This window comes from Sphingobacterium siyangense, assembly GCF_023277505.1.
GTDB lineage: Bacteria > Bacteroidota > Bacteroidia > Sphingobacteriales > Sphingobacteriaceae > Sphingobacterium > Sphingobacterium siyangense.
The window spans coordinates 950971-966378 of the sequence record NZ_CP080574.1 but is presented as its reverse complement, the minus strand read 5'-3'; the positions used below and the strand labels follow the sequence as shown (position 1 = coordinate 966378).

The 15408-nt window shown below is 39.6% G+C and carries 13 protein-coding genes; all 13 read right to left on the bottom strand.

Annotated elements, in window-relative coordinates; translation table 11 throughout:
- On the bottom strand, positions 1-378 hold the full coding sequence (locus tag K2F45_RS03935; RefSeq protein ID WP_075991045.1) for a cytochrome C oxidase subunit IV family protein: 378 nt from the start codon (positions 376-378) through the stop codon (positions 1-3).
- A 26-nt stretch (positions 379-404) separates the two neighbouring features.
- A complete protein-coding gene (locus K2F45_RS03930; protein ID WP_075991044.1) occupies positions 405-1139 on the bottom strand; it encodes a cytochrome c oxidase subunit 3 in 735 nt (244 codons plus the stop codon).
- A gap of 9 nt (positions 1140-1148) precedes the next feature.
- Complete coding sequence (locus tag K2F45_RS03925; RefSeq protein ID WP_075991043.1) at positions 1149-1730, bottom strand: cytochrome c oxidase subunit 3; 582 nt, start codon at positions 1728-1730, stop codon at positions 1149-1151.
- Positions 1730-2635 carry a heme o synthase gene (gene cyoE / locus K2F45_RS03920; RefSeq protein WP_070563553.1) on the bottom strand — a complete coding sequence of 302 codons (906 nt, stop codon included), beginning with the start codon at positions 2633-2635 and terminating at the stop codon, positions 1730-1732. The genes K2F45_RS03925 and cyoE overlap by 1 nt, the downstream gene beginning before the upstream one ends.
- 73 nt (positions 2636-2708) lie before the next feature.
- Positions 2709-3788: a COX15/CtaA family protein gene (locus K2F45_RS03915; RefSeq protein ID WP_237241971.1), complete on the bottom strand. Its 1080-nt coding sequence runs from the start codon at positions 3786-3788 to the stop codon at positions 2709-2711.
- 41 nt (positions 3789-3829) lie between these two features.
- The gene (locus tag K2F45_RS03910; RefSeq protein ID WP_172462307.1) at positions 3830-5701 is read right to left on the bottom strand and encodes a cytochrome c oxidase subunit I; all 1872 of its coding nucleotides are present in this window, start codon (positions 5699-5701) and stop codon (positions 3830-3832) included.
- Positions 5702-5729: 28 nt separating this feature from the next.
- Positions 5730-7067, bottom strand: a complete 1338-nt coding sequence (locus K2F45_RS03905) for a cytochrome c oxidase subunit II (protein ID WP_075991042.1) — start codon at positions 7065-7067, stop codon at positions 5730-5732.
- A 43-nt stretch (positions 7068-7110) separates the two neighbouring features.
- A complete protein-coding gene (locus K2F45_RS03900) occupies positions 7111-8346 on the bottom strand; it encodes a quinol:cytochrome C oxidoreductase (protein ID WP_075991041.1) in 1236 nt (411 codons plus the stop codon).
- A gap of 19 nt (positions 8347-8365) precedes the next feature.
- Positions 8366-9004 carry a c-type cytochrome gene (locus K2F45_RS03895; protein WP_286833372.1) on the bottom strand — a complete coding sequence of 213 codons (639 nt, stop codon included), beginning with the start codon at positions 9002-9004 and terminating at the stop codon, positions 8366-8368.
- Positions 8988-9524 (bottom strand): DUF3341 domain-containing protein, encoded by a 537-nt coding sequence (locus tag K2F45_RS03890; RefSeq protein WP_075991040.1) that lies wholly within the window; start codon positions 9522-9524, stop codon positions 8988-8990. The genes K2F45_RS03895 and K2F45_RS03890 overlap by 17 nt, the downstream gene beginning before the upstream one ends.
- Before the next feature lie 6 nt (positions 9525-9530).
- Positions 9531-11015 (bottom strand): NrfD/PsrC family molybdoenzyme membrane anchor subunit, encoded by a 1485-nt coding sequence (gene nrfD / locus K2F45_RS03885; RefSeq protein WP_046674137.1) that lies wholly within the window; start codon positions 11013-11015, stop codon positions 9531-9533.
- Positions 11016-11044: 29 nt separating this feature from the next.
- Complete coding sequence (locus tag K2F45_RS03880) at positions 11045-14059, bottom strand: TAT-variant-translocated molybdopterin oxidoreductase (RefSeq protein ID WP_075991039.1); 3015 nt, start codon at positions 14057-14059, stop codon at positions 11045-11047.
- A 37-nt stretch (positions 14060-14096) separates the two neighbouring features.
- Entirely contained in the window at positions 14097-15359 is a 1263-nt protein-coding gene (locus K2F45_RS03875) for a cytochrome c3 family protein (protein ID WP_070563536.1), read from the bottom strand.
- Positions 15360-15408: the final 49 nt, after the last annotated feature.

Here is a 15408-nt window from a genome sequence, read left to right as displayed (position 1 = left end):
CTATTTATTTGGAAACAATTGATGTTCTTGAAAAGCAGATGCCAAGTGCCCTCCTTCAACAAGCATCAAAACAATAAAATAAATAATAAAAATAAACACAATTGCAACGGTAACAATGAAACTCGACTTCTCGAATTTCAAGTGCATAAAGAATGCAACGATATAATAAGCTTTAACTAAAGTAAGCACGATATAAATGGTATTTACTAACGCACCTTTAGCTAAAATTTGCCAATGGTGTACGAAGCCCAATGCAATTAAAAACTCTAGACAAGTAAGGGCTAAAAGTACACCAAATACTCTCCAGATGGCCTTCTTATCCATCCCACCTTCGTGAGCGTGCTCGCCATGAGCGATATTATCTTGATATTGTGACATAGCTATCTAAATTTATTATTTCGGAATTAGATTAAGTAGAAGAACGTAAATACGAATACCCACACTAAATCCACAAAGTGCCAATATAAACCTACTTTCTCGATCATAAGATAAGAACCACGGTTTTCGAATGTATTATTTAATGTCATACATAGAATGATGATATTCAAAATAATACCCACAGTAACGTGGAAACCGTGAAAACCAGTAATTGTAAAGAACAAGTTAGCAAATTGCAAGGCCGAAGTGTAAGAAATGTCATGTGTGAAATATGGCGTTAATGCTGTTTTGATGGCATCACCTTCCAAACCTGTTGCTGGATTTTTACCAAACCAGAAACCCATGTGGTGTAAGTGAGTCCACTCGATAGCCTGACAACCTACGAAACAGATACCTCCCAAAATAGTCCAAAGCATCCATTTAACAACTTCATTCTTTTGGTTACGGTGACCAGCTTCCACGGCCAAAACCATAGTTACAGATGACATAATCAAAATAAAGGTCATTAAACCGACAAATACCAACGGTTGACCATGTTCTGCAATTCCTGGGATAGATTGGAAGATCTTATCAGGATCAGGCCATGTTGGATGAGAAAAGCGTTGTGCGCCGTAATAAACCAAAAATGCAGAAAATGTGAAGGCATCCCCTACCAAGAAAAACCACATCATGATTTTTCCATACTCTAAGTTCCAAGGTGATTTCCCACCATTCCATGGACCAGTTTTTACCTTATCCAATTGCGATACTGTTGTACTCATTGTTTACTATTATTGATTCAAAAGTAAGAAAACATATATATAAATCCATAAAAGATCGAGAAAATGCCAAAAAATACTGGCAAGATCCATGCGGAAAAGATTGCCGTCTTTAGGAAGTTTGTTAATTCCTATAATCGCGCCAATCAAAACGATCAACCCCGCAATAATATGCGCCAAGTGCATCCAGATAAAAACGTAAATAAAAGATTGCGATGCATTGTTATTCACAAAATAAACACCCCTATCGATCAATACATTCCAAGCATGAACTTGCAAGGCAAAAAATACAACTCCCAAAATAAAAGTTGCTATCAAAAACAACCGCTGTTTGGAAGACTCGCCATTTTTAGCCGCTTTATGTGCTAAAAACATCGTTAGACTACTAACCACAATCACCAAGGTACTATATAAAAGTGCATTTGGCAATAGGGTCTTAATCCCTTTGTCCACGCCGCTCGCTGTATATACAATGAAACCACTGGATAACGCCGCAAACATCATGAACATACCCAACATACCCAACCATAGGTTGAACTTTTGGGCTTTTCTCTGTACTAACTTCTCGTCAGTTTGTGCTTGTATATCTAACATTATTTCAACGGAATAAAGTTAAGCAATAATACGAGTTGTGTCACAGGTAAATAAATAAATGAGGTAAACATCACTTTCTTCGCTGAAGGAATATCACAATTCTTAAACAGCAAATAACCGTAATAACCAAACATTATTCCACCGACCACGGATACAATCGTAAACCAAATTCCACCAAAGCCAAAATGATAAGGTATAAAACCTGCAGGTATCATAAACAAACCTGAAATGAATACCATAAACGCAGATATCTTATCACGTTTTGTCGTAGGCAATAAGCGAAAACCCGCTAATTTATAGTCATCATCCACAACCCAGGCAATTGCCCAGAAATGTGGAAACTGCCATAAAAACTGAATAGCAAACAACACAAAGGGAATAATAATAATTGCCGCTTCGTTATGTCCACTATAGTAGGCTAAATCGTCTTGCGAAAAGGCTGCATAATATCCAATTAATGGCGGAAATGCACCCGGAAACGCGCCGACAAACACTGCTATTGGTGATTTTCTTTTTAATGGTGTATAGATAAAGGCGTAAAGAAGGATACAAAAAACCGACAGCAGACCAGCGACAAAATTTAAACGAACAAGCACCAAGGTTCCTAAAATGCCCATAAAGACACTCAATACCAAAGCCTGTCCTGTTGTCATGCGGCCTGATGGCAACGGTCTGTCCTCCGTACGTTTCATCAGTTTATCCAAATCCTTTTCAATGATCTCATTAAAACCGTTGGCAGAACCTGTCACCAGAAAACCACCTATAGTCAACAATAACCAATTGAACCAGAATATATCACCCTGTTGTTTTGATCCTATCAGAAAAGCAATTGACGCGGAAAATACGACCGTCAATGTAAGTCTCAACTTAACAAGCTTTTTGAAATCTGAAATAAATTCTTTCATAACTAAAAGAGACCTCCTACTATCAGTGTAATTAAACACGTACTTTTAAACATAAACATCCCGAATTCCAAGATTAGTGCCTTTGCTTGTTTAACAATAACAACAGGTAGAACTGTGCCCCAAATAAGAGCGTAGCTACCACCAAATGCGTTGTCTGTGCAAATGCAGGTATTGCAAATCGAGCTAAGATGATTCCTGATAGCATTTGGATACCCACTAGAATCAATGCGATTAAAGCAAATTTATATTGCTTAGAACCCGTATTAAAACTCGTGCGGACCAAAAAGAATAATACAATAACTAAAATCAAAGAACAATATGCCAACCAGCGATGTAACTCAAACTGTTGGCCAATAGTTGTTATAAAATCAGTCCGGGCTATCGTTGAACCGGTTAATAAATCAACCTCCTCTCGAACTCCCGTTCCGACAATTACCTGTGTTAGCATCAATAAAATTGAAGCAATTGCAAGTCCTTTTAATATACCCAAAGAACGATTGACCAGTAAGGTCTTGTTTCGCAAAGTAACTGCTTTGAAATATGTATAAATACTAATACAAACAATTACAATGGCTAAGAGCATATGTACCGTAATAATCCAGGGCATCAGATTTGTCGATACAACGATCGATCCCAGCCAAGCCTGAAGTACGACAACAAAAAGATTAATCACTGACCAAACAACGATCGAGCTTTTTGATTTTAAATAGGTGAAAGAATAAATAGCTGTAAATAACAAACAGAATCCGGAAACAACGCCTACCAACCGATTGATATATTCCGTCCAAGTTTTCGCAACATTAAACTCTTCATGCTGCAAAATACTCTTATCGGTACGGAGCTTGTAAGCCATTTCCTTATCGCCGAAAAATTCTACAATTTTCGCGAAACGTTCGTTCTTCTTTGCTCTTCCTTCAATATAATGCTGTTCATATCCTTGAGGTAATTGGGAGATATCTGTTGGAGGAATAATACGGTTAAAACATCTTGGCCAATCCGGGCATCCCATTCCTGACCCTGTACTCCGAACAACTCCTCCAGCAATAATGACCAAAAACAACACAATGATCGTTATAAAATTGGTCTTTATAAATCGCTTCTCAGCTGCTGGAAACATAATACTACCCCTACCTCTTAAAATACAAACTTCCATAAAATAGAGTAGGAATTCCTACTCTATTTTATAAGATTTTATTAGTCTTTTCTACCATTTTGAGCATTCCATTCTGCCTGGATACGCTCAGCTTCCTCGTCTCCTTCGAAATCATGAGGCAAATTAGAGCTCATTGTTTCAGAGAAAGGAACACTTTGAGGAATAAAATCCTCACCATGACCTGGCTTACTGTAATCGTAAGGCCAACGGTGTACAGTTGGAATTTCTCCTGGCCAGTTACCATGGATATGCTCTACCGGAGTAGTCCATTCCAATGTGTTTGACTGCCAAGGGTTTTGTGGGGCTTTTTTACCGAAGAAAATCGATGTAAAGAAGTTCCACAAGAAAGCTACCTGACCTAAAGCAGCGATGATTGCAGCCCATGTTACCAATTTGTTGACAGAAACCCATTTCGCCATGAAAGCAAACTCTGTAAATGCATAGTAACGGCGAGGCACACCATCGATACCCATAAAGTGCATTGGGAAGAATACCATGTAAGCACCAATGAAAGTCAACCAGAAGTGTAAATAACCCAATTTTGTGTTCATCATACGACCGAACATCTTAGGATACCAGTGGTAAACACCACAAAGCATACCGAAGATTGACGCCGATCCCATTACCAAGTGGAAGTGGGCAACAACAAAATACGTATCGTGTAAGTTGATATCTAACGCTGCATTACCTAGGAACAATCCTGTCAAACCACCAGAGATAAAGAACGATACCAAACCGATAGCAAACATCATCGCTGGAGTGAAACGGATATTACCTTTCCACAACGTTGCAAGATAGTTAAACGCTTTTACAGCAGAAGGAACCGCGATAATCAATGTTGTAATCATAAATACACCACCCAAGAACGGGTTCATACCTGTTACAAACATGTGGTGACCCCATACGATAAACGATAATACGGTGATACCGATCAATGAATAAACCATCGCATGGTAACCAAAGATTGGTTTACGTGAGTTGGTCGCAATAACCTCAGAAGTTAAACCTAAAGCAGGCATAACAACGATATATACCTCAGGGTGACCTAAGAACCAGAACAAGTGTTGGAACAAAATTGGTGAACCACCTTCGTTCGGTAAAATTTGTCCTTGAACAACAAGATCCGACAAATAGAATGACGTACCAGCAGCACGGTCAAAAATCAATAGAACAACCGCCGAAACCAATACTGGGAATGACAACATACCCACGATAGCAGTCAAGAAGAACGCCCAGATTGTCAAAGGCATTTTCCATAAGTCCATTCCTTTTGTACGCATGTTCAAAATTGTACTTACATAGTTAATACCACCGATCAACTGTGAAGCTACAAATAGAACCATACTCACCAACCACAAAGTCATACCAGTTGCAGATCCTGCGATTGCAGTAGGAACAGCCGATAGTGGCGGATAGATTGTCCAACCAGCAGAAGCAGGTCCACTTTCTACGAAGAACGATGCAACCATAATCACTGATGCTACAAAGAACAACCAGTAAGATAACATGTTCATAAAAGGAGATGCCATATCGCGTGCTCCGATTTGATATGGAATCAATAAGTTACTAAAAGTACCTGATAGACCAGCCGTTAACACGAAGAATACCATAACGGTACCGTGAATGGTTACCAAGGAAAGGAAAAACTCCGGTTTTATACGACCGCCTTCAGCCCATTTACCCAAGAATACTTCTAATATAGGGAACTCTTTATCCGGCCATGCTAATTGGATACGGAATAATACTGATAAAAGCATCGCAAAAACTGCCATGATGATACCAGTGATCAAGAATTGCTTAGCAATCATCTTGTGGTCACCCGAGAAGATATACTTTCTGATGAACGACTCCTCGTGATGATGGCCGTGCGAATCGTGATGTTCAGCGCTATGCGATATTACTGTACTTGACATATTCGATTTTATATTCAAAAATTCTTAATTAGTTCAAAGATGCTGTAACTTGTACGCTATCCTTTTTCACGTTAGCTGTTTTACCGCTGAACTCTTTTTGCAAATCCTCAGTAAAATATTTGTTTTGTTTAGCTAACCACTCTTTATATTTCTCTTCAGTTACGACAACCACTTTCTTTTGCATGTTGTAGTGACCAGATCCACAGATCTTGTTACACAACATTACGAAGTCATAGTTATAATCACCCAAACGATCACGCATCTCTTCTGTTGTAACAGTAGGTGTGAACTGGAAGTAATTTGTCATTCCCGGTACCGCATTGATCTGAACACGGAAATCAGGAATATAGAAAGAGTGAATAATATCTTTTGAAACGATATGGAAACGAACTGGTTTATTTACAGGCAACCAAATTTCAGATCCTTGAATATCATCCCAAGAATTTTTATCATTAAAGTCAATACCGTAAGGGTTGGTTGGTGTCGTCATTTTATAATTACGTTTACCAATAATCCCATCTGAACCAGCATAACGGACATTCCATTGGAATTGCTCGCCTAATACCTCAACTTGTAATGCTGACTTTTGTAGATCCTCAGGAATATTTGTGATTGATCTCCATGTAAAGAAACCGAACAATACCAAAACTGTCAAAACAACAGCGGGAACAATTGTCCACAATTTCTCAATTGCATTGTTATGAGGATAATAATAAGCCTGACGTTTTGCACGCATGCGGTACAAGAATGTAAATGTCATCAACAAGATGTGTGTGATAACCAATACAAATGTTGTAATTGCTGTCGTAATGATAAACATCGTATCAATACGCTCACCGTGCTCAGTTACTGCAGATCTCCAATAAGCGGCTCCCCAGTGTACATATGACCAATATACACCGTAAAGGAATACAACCAAGAAAATGAATAACAATGCCGATTGAAACGTGTTATTCGCAAACGGATTGTATTTACCGTTCATCTTTCTTGTCAATTCATAGATCGAAAGTACTTTACCGATAACGGCAACAACTGTACATATAACCAAGAATAACAAGACATAATACGTGAAGTTTTTATAAACCTGAGGGTCTATTTGCTTCACTTCTTCAACAGCAGGAGCAGCAGCGCTAGCTTCTGTAGAAGAACTAGCAGATGCAACAGCAGCAGTACCTGCTGCCGCTGTTGTATCTTTTGCAACCGAATCCGTTGCTGCAGGGGCAGCTACTGCTGTAGTCGCCGCTTTAGCAGAATCAGATGCTACTGTATCTTGTTGACTTGCTAGGATAGGAGTCGCAAAAAGCAATCCTAGTGCAAGCACAAAACCCGAGATGGATTTGAATCTATTATTTAATTTAAAGCTCATTTCTTTTATAACGTTTTTACGTAACCTTCCTTTAAAAGTGAAACTATATCTGGTGATGCAAACTCTCATCCAAGAAAGGATGATTTTTAGGCACCAATGCTTGTTTACTCAATTTACTCATAACTAAGAAGATGAACAAACCTAAGAAACCAAGTGCAGTTCCGATTTCAATGATACCAAATCCTCTATGTTCAGCAACAGTACCAGGCATGATCATGATATAATAATCTAGCCAGTGACCAGCCAATAATAGAATCGCTACGAACAACATTACATTTTGTTTACGTTTAGCATCGCGATCCACTAATAGTAACAATGGTGCCACAAAGTTAATGATAATACTCAACCAAAACCAAGGTTTGTATTCAGGTTCCCAACGTTTGTAGAAATAAACTGTTTCCTCTGGGATGTTTGAATACCAAATCAACATGAATTGTGCAAACCAAACGTAAGTCCAGAAGATCGAGAAACCGAACATCAATTTACCCAAATCGTGTAAATGATTTTCGTTTACCCAGTTCATATAACCAGCTTTCTTCAATACAACAACGATGATCGTGATACACGAAATACCGCTTACCCACATTGCTGCAAAGTTATACCAACCGAACATTGTCGAAAACCAGTGTGCCTCTAAAGACATTACTGTATCGAAAGACCAGATAGGTGTAGTAAAACCGAAGATAACTAAGAAGATTGCCGACAATTTGAATGACTTTTTATAAGAAGTCAATCCACCTTCTAAATCTTCTTTATAAGAAAGTTTCGCAAAAATAACAGCAAAAATGCTATATGTTCCCATAAATACCACCTGACGGATCAAGAAGAATGGAACATTTAAATAAGCAGATTTGCCTGCGATAATAGGGTCAAAATTTGTACTATGCGGATCAGTAATACCATCTGCATTCCAGTGGTGATATAAGTTATGTGTAGTTAAACCTAAACCAACAATAACCAATAAAATCAATGATGCAATTGGTAAAACACTCGCCATAGCCTGAGGTATACGTACCAAACCTGCAGACCATGCAGATTGTGTTACATATTGCAAGGCAACAAAGAATGTTCCAGCTGCGCATACACATGTAAAGTAATAACCCATCAATAACAAGTTGGCATAAGTACGCTCTACAGTAACGTGATCGCCCGAAAGCAACCCGAAAGCTACAGCAGCTACGCCTAGTACAACAGCGACAATACTGACCATTTTAGCTTTGCCAGCAAACTCGTATCGCTCGTTGAAATTATAATCGTGATGATGACTGTGAGTTCCCATTTATATATCTGATGTTAGATTATTTCTTTTGTAATTCGTGAACATACATAACAACTTTCCATCTCTCCTCTGGAGACAATTGAGATGCATGTGATCCCATGGAGTTGTGTCCGTAATAAATTGTATGGTAAATTTTACCATCAGTCAAGTCAGCCATCAAACCACCCCGTGAAGAGCTCGCCGCATCTGTTCTGTGATAAGATGGTGGCGGAGGAAAGTTCTCTAATTGACGAGTACCTCTTGAATCAGTCACGCTACGGTCTTTTGTGATAGGACCATCACCTTTACCTTCTACTCCATGACATATCGAGCAGTAAGTGGTGAACAAAGCTTTACCTTTTTCAAGATTTTCGGCATTTACGACCAAAGGACTTTTTACTTCTCTTCCTGCACGTTCATAATCCTCTAATGTATTGGCGTATTCAAAACGAGTGAAACCAATTGGATCTGTACCTTTAGGAGGTGTTTGTGCTGTTTTTCCATCAGCAAAATTCGCATTAGGTTGATCCGGATTGAAAGCAAGCGGATCGTACATGTTACGAGAAAACTCTAAACCTGTACTACGAGTTGTTTTGTCACCACAAGAAGAAACAAGTGCTGTCAATGCCACAGCTGCGCATAGCGTTCCAAGTAAATTCTTCTTATTCATAGCTAACATATTTTCTATCATTGTACTTAACTTCAACAGCTCCAGCTTCTTTCAATAAGCTATCGATCAAAGCGTGATCTGTATTTTCTTTGGCATCTACTGCAAGGATGAAACGATCATCTGTTGCTCTCAAGTCCATTACACGAGGTGCACGTCCCGGAAATAAGTGGTTACGGAAGAAAAACGTGGCAACCATACCCAAGGCACACAATAAGATCGTAACCTCAAATGTAACTGGAACAAAGTTCGGCATACCAAAAGATGGTTTACCACCGATATTCATCGGCCAATCATAAGCCATTGTATAATACAACAAACTAAAACCTAATGTCGTTCCTAATGCTCCAAAGCAAAATGCTGCGATAGGCAAGCGAGAAGGTTTCACACCCAGCTTCGCTTCGATGCCGTGAATAGGCATCGGAGTAAAGCAGTCGTAAATACTTATATTGTTTGCTTGCAATTTGTCGATCCCATGCATCATTTCATCGGGATCCGCAAAACTACCTAATATATATTTTGTATTGCTCATTGCTGATTATTTTCTAACTGATAATTCTTTAATCTCTTCTTCTGTCACTGAATCATATTTCTCTAATGACTCTTGGAAGTACTTCACTTGTTCCTCAGGGAATGCGCCTTCTTGAGCCAATTTAGTTTTATGTTGTAATGAAGATGATTTCAACAACAATTTCACTTCGGCGATAGCGATACCTGGTAAGAAACGTAAGAACAACAAGAATAATGTAAAGAATAATCCGATTGAACCTACAAAGATACCTACGTCTGTCCAAGTTGGGTAGAACATTGCCCAAGATGAAGGCAAGTAATCACGGTGCAATGAAGTCACGATAATTACAAAACGCTCAAACCACATACCGATGTTTACCACAATCGATAAGATCCATGAGATAGGAATACTTGTACGGATTTTTTTGAACCAGAATAACTGTGGAGAAATTACGTTACAAGTCATCATTGACCAGTAAGCCCACGCGTATGGACCCAACATACGGTTCTCGAAAGCATACATTTCGTATTCTGAACGAGAGTACATTGCGATAAACAACTCAGTTAAATAAGCCACCCCCACAATAGAACCAGTTGTCATGATGATGATATTCATCGATTCAATGTGGAACATCGTGATGTAGTTCTCAAAGTTCATTACTTTACGTAAGATCAACAATAAAGTCTGTACCATCGCGAAACCAGAGAAGATCGCACCCGCCACGAAATATGGAGGGAAGATCGTTGTATGCCATCCAGGGATAACCGAAGTTGCAAAGTCCATGGATACGATCGTGTGTACAGAAAGTACCAGCGGAGTAGAAATACCTGCCAAGATCAATGACACGATTTCAAAACGTTGCCAAGTCTTCACTGAACCATTCCATCCGAATGATAATACAGAATAGATTTTTTGTTTTAATCCAGTAGCACGGTCACGGATTGTCGCGATATCCGGCAACAAACCACAGTACCAGAATACCAAGGATACTGTAAAGTAAGTCGAGATCGCAAACGCATCCCATACCAAAGGAGAGTTGAAGTTTACCCAAAGTGATCCAAATTGATTTGGAAGTGGGAAAATCCAATAAGCCAACCAAGGACGACCCATGTGAGCTACAACGTATGTAGCCGCACAGATTACCGCAAAGATCGTCATCGCCTCTGCAGAACGGTTGATTGAATTACGCCAGTTCTGGCGGAAGATTAATAATACAGCTGAAATCAACGTACCCGCGTGACCGATACCTACCCACCATACGAAGTCGGTGATATCCCAAGCCCAGCCTACAGTTTTATTCAGACCCCAAGCGCCGATACCTGTCCAAAAGGTATAACTAACGCTAACTACCCATAATAAAGCACCTAATACAGCAACGGTAAAACCAATCCACCATGCTTTATTCGGTTTATTTTCAACCGGTAGTAAGATATCATCCGTAATTTTTGCATACGTAATGTCCTTACCGGTCATTAATGGTTCTCTTAATATTGATTCGTTATGCGATGACATAGTATTTTTATTTCAAATATTGTACAAGATTACGCCTCAAAAGTGTTTCTAACTTTTGTCATATAACCGATACCCGGTTGAACATTGATTTCCTCAAGTACGTAATAAACACGCTCGTTGCGTAATGCTTTAGACACTTCTGATTCTGGATCATTTGCATCACCAAAGATAATTGCATTTGCAGAACATGCTTGTTGACAAGCCATTTGGATATCGCCATCTTTAACTTTGCGATTTTCAATCTTAGCTTGCAATTTACCTGATTGGATACGTTGGATACACATTGAACATTTCTCCATTACCCCACGTGAACGAGTAACAACATCTGGATTCAACACCAATTGTGTGAACTCATTGTTCAGGTAGTTGTCAAAACGTGAATCATTCCAGTATGCAAACCAGTTGAAACGACGAACTTTGAAAGGACAGTTGTTCGCACAGTAACGTGTACCAAAACAACGGTTATATGCCATATGGTTCAAACCTTCTGAAGAGTGTACTGTTGCCAATACTGGACAAACCGTTTCACAAGGTGCGTGACCACAGTGTTGACACAACATCGGTTGGTGAACAACAGTGATATCTTCGAAATCTAAATCAGCCGAAGCTCTTGCAATTTCTTTCTCTTTTGTAAGATCTTGATCTTTTCCTTCGATTGTATAGTAACGGTCAATGCGTAACCAGTGCATTTCACGACGACGGCGAACCTCATCACGACCTACAACAGGAATATTATTTTCAACGTTACAAGCAACGATACAAGCACCACAACCAGTACATGCGTTCAAGTCGATCGCCATCACCCATTTGTGACCAGGTTGCTCATATTTGTTCCACAAATCGTATGTTTTGTGATTATCTGTAAAGCGTCCTGCCTCAGAGTTAGGATCTTTCAGATATTTCGCAAATGTCGTTTCACGAATAACGTTACGACCTTCGATCGTGTGGTGTGTTTGTGTTTGTGCCAATTGGTAAGTACCAGACGCTTTCGCTACAGTTGCTTTAGCAACACCTTGTACTGTACCATTGATGATAGAAGCAAAAGGGAATGCGTTTTTACCAACTTCATTACCTGCTTTACCAACTTTTGTACGGCCATAACCTACAGCAACTGAAACTGTTCCTTGTGCTTGACCTGGTTGTTGTACAACTGGCAATTCCAATTCAACACCATTTGCTTTTACAGTTACTTTACCGTCTTCGCCCAAACCTAATTTCTCAGCATCTTTCGGGTTAAGAGCAGCATAGTTATCCCACGTTACTTTAGAAACCGGGTCAGGCAATTCCTGCAAGTAAGCATTGTTTCCATAACGACCATCGCGAAGTGCAGAAGGCTCGTAAAGTTTCAACTCAAACTCACCGGTAATTGCTTTGCTTGATGCTTCAATTGCAGAAGCCGCTGCTGCTGCATTTCCTGTAAAAGCAGGAGCTGTTGCCGCTTTAGCACCTTTATATTCAAAACCAGTTTGCAATACAGCATCCCAGTTTTTCGTAGAACCTGCTAAGATTTGTGTAGACCACAAGTTCTTAACAAAGTTGTACATATCGGTATCATTTCCTGCCCAAGTCAACAAGCTTTGTTCAACTTGACGTGTTTTGAAAACAGGATTGATTGTTGGTTGAATGATAGAGAACAAACCTTCTTTTGGATTCGCATCACCCCAAGATTCCAAGAACGTACTTGCTGGAGCAATCGCGGTCAATTCAGAAGCTGTTTCATCCGCACGTTGCGAAAATGATAAGGTGAAAGGAACTTGTTTCAACGCTGCTTTTACATCATCTGCTTTGAAGTAGTCATACACCGGGTTGCTATTCAAGAAGAACGCAACACCAACTTGACCTGATTTCGCTGCTGCTAAGAAAGCTTGGAACGAAGAATCCGAACCTTGGTATTGTTTAGAATAGTTATCCAAATCGATGATTGTACCGTAAGCACCTAATGCAACGTTGATTGCATTCACTAATACTTGTACATTGACATCGTTAGATCCAGCAACAACAACTGCTGCGCCTTTGCTGTTCACCAATTCTTTCGCCGCTAGAGCGACACCTTTTTGTGCTTTTTTGTTTGCAGTAGCACCAGCCAAAGACTGACCAGTGATTGCATTATATAAAGCAACCAATGTAGCACCTTCTTCCGAAGGTTTGATTGCGATACGTGCATCCGCATTTGTACCCGTCATGGAAAGACCAGACTCAAATTGCACGTGACGTGACATTTTGCCGTTTTTCAACGATTTATAATCACGGTTTTTAGCGTATTGTTGTGTATGCTCCTCGCCTGCTAACCAAGTTCCTAAGAAATCAGCTGCAACGGAAACAATCACATTTGCCTTTTCAAAATTGTATGAAGGGACAACAGCTTTACCAAATGAAGCTTTATTCGCCTCGATAATACCGCTGTAAGAAACAGCATCGTATTGTACATGGTTAACTGTTGGGAATTTCGTTGCGAAAGCAGCGATAGCCGCCAACGTTGAAGGACTGTTTACGGTGTTAGAAACGATCGTAATTTGTTTACCAGAAGATGCTGCTGCATTCAAAGCTTTAACAACTTCCCCATCCAATTTAGACCACTCAACATCTTGACCTTTCAATTGTGCCTGTTTCAATTTGGACTCATCATATAAATCCAATACAGAAGCAGCAGTCGTTGAATCTAAACCTTGGTTCAAACCAATTGCATTCGGGTTAGGCTCAACATTAATCGGACGACCTTCACGAGTTTTAACCAAGATGCTTTGACCGTTGAACGTCGAAGCATAATAGTTAGGGATACCTGGAGTTACCTCTTCAGGTTTAATCAAATAAGGAACTGCCTTATGCACAGGAGTACGGTTACAAGCCGCTAAAGAAACAGCACCCAAACCAAATCCTAATGCTTTCAAGAAGTCACGGCGAGGAGTTTTAGTACTCAAGCCTGCTTCGTTTAATACATCTTCTACAGGAATAGATTCGGCAAACTCACCCTTGCTTCCTTCAACGAAAGCAGGAGTTTGATTTAACTCTTCCAAACCTTTCCAATATTTTTTATTGCTATCCATTTAAGCTGTATATAAGATTGCGTATTTCAAATAATTATTAATAGTGACACTTACCACACTCAAGACCACCGATCATGGCTGCAGTCATTTTCTCACCTTTCTTAATTCTTTCGTGTGCTTTAATCAAATCTTCATAGTATTTGTTATCCGATTTGATATCTGTCTTTTTGTGACAATCAACACACCATTTCATCGTCAATGGAGAGTATTGGTATACTTCTTCCATATTTTGGATTGGACCGTGACAAGTTTGACACTCAACACCAGCTACCACAACGTGTTGTGAGTGGTTGAAGTAAGCAAAGTCAGGTAAGTTGTGAATACGAACCCATTGAATTGGTTTCGGATTGTTACCGTAAGTACGTGTATCAGGATTCCAATCCAATGCACGATAGATTTTAGCAATTTCCGGAGAAATTTCACCATCATAATGTTCTGAGGCAGTGATTGTATTGTGACAGTTCATACATACGTTGGCCGATGGAATAGACGCATTTTTAGATTTAAATGCTCCACCGTGACAGTATTGACACTCAATTTTGTTAACACCAGCGTGGATTTGGTGAGAGAACTTAATTGGTTGAACCGGCTGATAGCCTTGGTGAACACCAACGTTCCACATTGTTTTCCAACCACCTACAGCTAATAATGCAACTAACATCAAGACTGTAAAGCCAACCAACTTCTTGTTCTTAACGAATGCTTTCGCAAACTTCACAAAACGTTGGCTATCTTCTGGCTCTTGTTGCGCAGCAATAGCTTCTTGGTTTTTAGCAATTACATTTTCTAAGGTACGGATCACACGATTCAACACCACGATAACGACAACAGCCAAAACAACAACTGCGATCAAGCCCAAAATCATGAACATAGACGCGTTATCATCTTTAGCTCCAGCGCCACCAGCAGCAGCCTCTTTCGGTTTCTCCTTAGAAGCATCTGTGATATACGCTAATACCGACTTGATCTGATCGTCAGATAAATCAGTAAAAGAAGTCATCACAAGCTTGTTGTTCTCTTCGAAGATTTTAACTGCATCAGCATCGCCAGACGCAATTAAAGCCTGAGAGTTCTTGATCCACTTGATTAACCAAGCTTCGTCTTTCGTCTCTGGAATCCCCTTTAAAGCAGGACCAACCACTTTTCTGTCAATGGCGTGACAGGATGTACACTTAGATTTGAAGATTTTTTCACCTTCCTTGACATCTTGCGCATGCAACGTCGTAACGGCAAATAATAGCATCAAACTCGTTGACACCACCCTCGCAAGGCTTCCCAAAACGGATGAGATAGTTCTCATATTTAGCACTTTATACTATTTATTTGTGAATGTAAAAAATTAACTCCCA

Excerpts from the sequence above, each read along its gene's own strand:
- cyoE (WP_070563553.1), bottom strand. The coding sequence starts at position 2,635 with ATGAAAGAATTTATTTCAGATTTCAAAAAGCTTGTTAAGTTGAGACTT.
- K2F45_RS03905 (WP_075991042.1), bottom strand. The coding sequence starts at position 7,067 with ATGAGCTTTAAATTAAATAATAGATTCAAATCCATCTCGGGTTTTGTG.
- K2F45_RS03895 (WP_286833372.1), bottom strand. The coding sequence starts at position 9,004 with ATGTTAGCTATGAATAAGAAGAATTTACTTGGAACGCTATGCGCAGCT.
- K2F45_RS03875 (WP_070563536.1), bottom strand. The coding sequence starts at position 15,359 with ATGAGAACTATCTCATCCGTTTTGGGAAGCCTTGCGAGGGTGGTGTCA.
- K2F45_RS03935 (WP_075991045.1), bottom strand. The coding sequence starts at position 378 with ATGTCACAATATCAAGATAATATCGCTCATGGCGAGCACGCTCACGAA.
- K2F45_RS03890 (WP_075991040.1), bottom strand. The coding sequence starts at position 9,524 with ATGAGCAATACAAAATATATATTAGGTAGTTTTGCGGATCCCGATGAA.
- K2F45_RS03925 (WP_075991043.1), bottom strand. The coding sequence starts at position 1,730 with ATGTTAGATATACAAGCACAAACTGACGAGAAGTTAGTACAGAGAAAA.
- K2F45_RS03910 (WP_172462307.1), bottom strand. The coding sequence starts at position 5,701 with ATGTCAAGTACAGTAATATCGCATAGCGCTGAACATCACGATTCGCAC.
- K2F45_RS03930 (WP_075991044.1), bottom strand. The coding sequence starts at position 1,139 with ATGAGTACAACAGTATCGCAATTGGATAAGGTAAAAACTGGTCCATGG.
- K2F45_RS03915 (WP_237241971.1), bottom strand. The coding sequence starts at position 3,788 with ATGGAAGTTTGTATTTTAAGAGGTAGGGGTAGTATTATGTTTCCAGCA.
- K2F45_RS03900 (WP_075991041.1), bottom strand. The coding sequence starts at position 8,346 with ATGGGAACTCACAGTCATCATCACGATTATAATTTCAACGAGCGATAC.
- nrfD (WP_046674137.1), bottom strand. The coding sequence starts at position 11,015 with ATGTCATCGCATAACGAATCAATATTAAGAGAACCATTAATGACCGGT.
- K2F45_RS03880 (WP_075991039.1), bottom strand. The coding sequence starts at position 14,059 with ATGGATAGCAATAAAAAATATTGGAAAGGTTTGGAAGAGTTAAATCAA.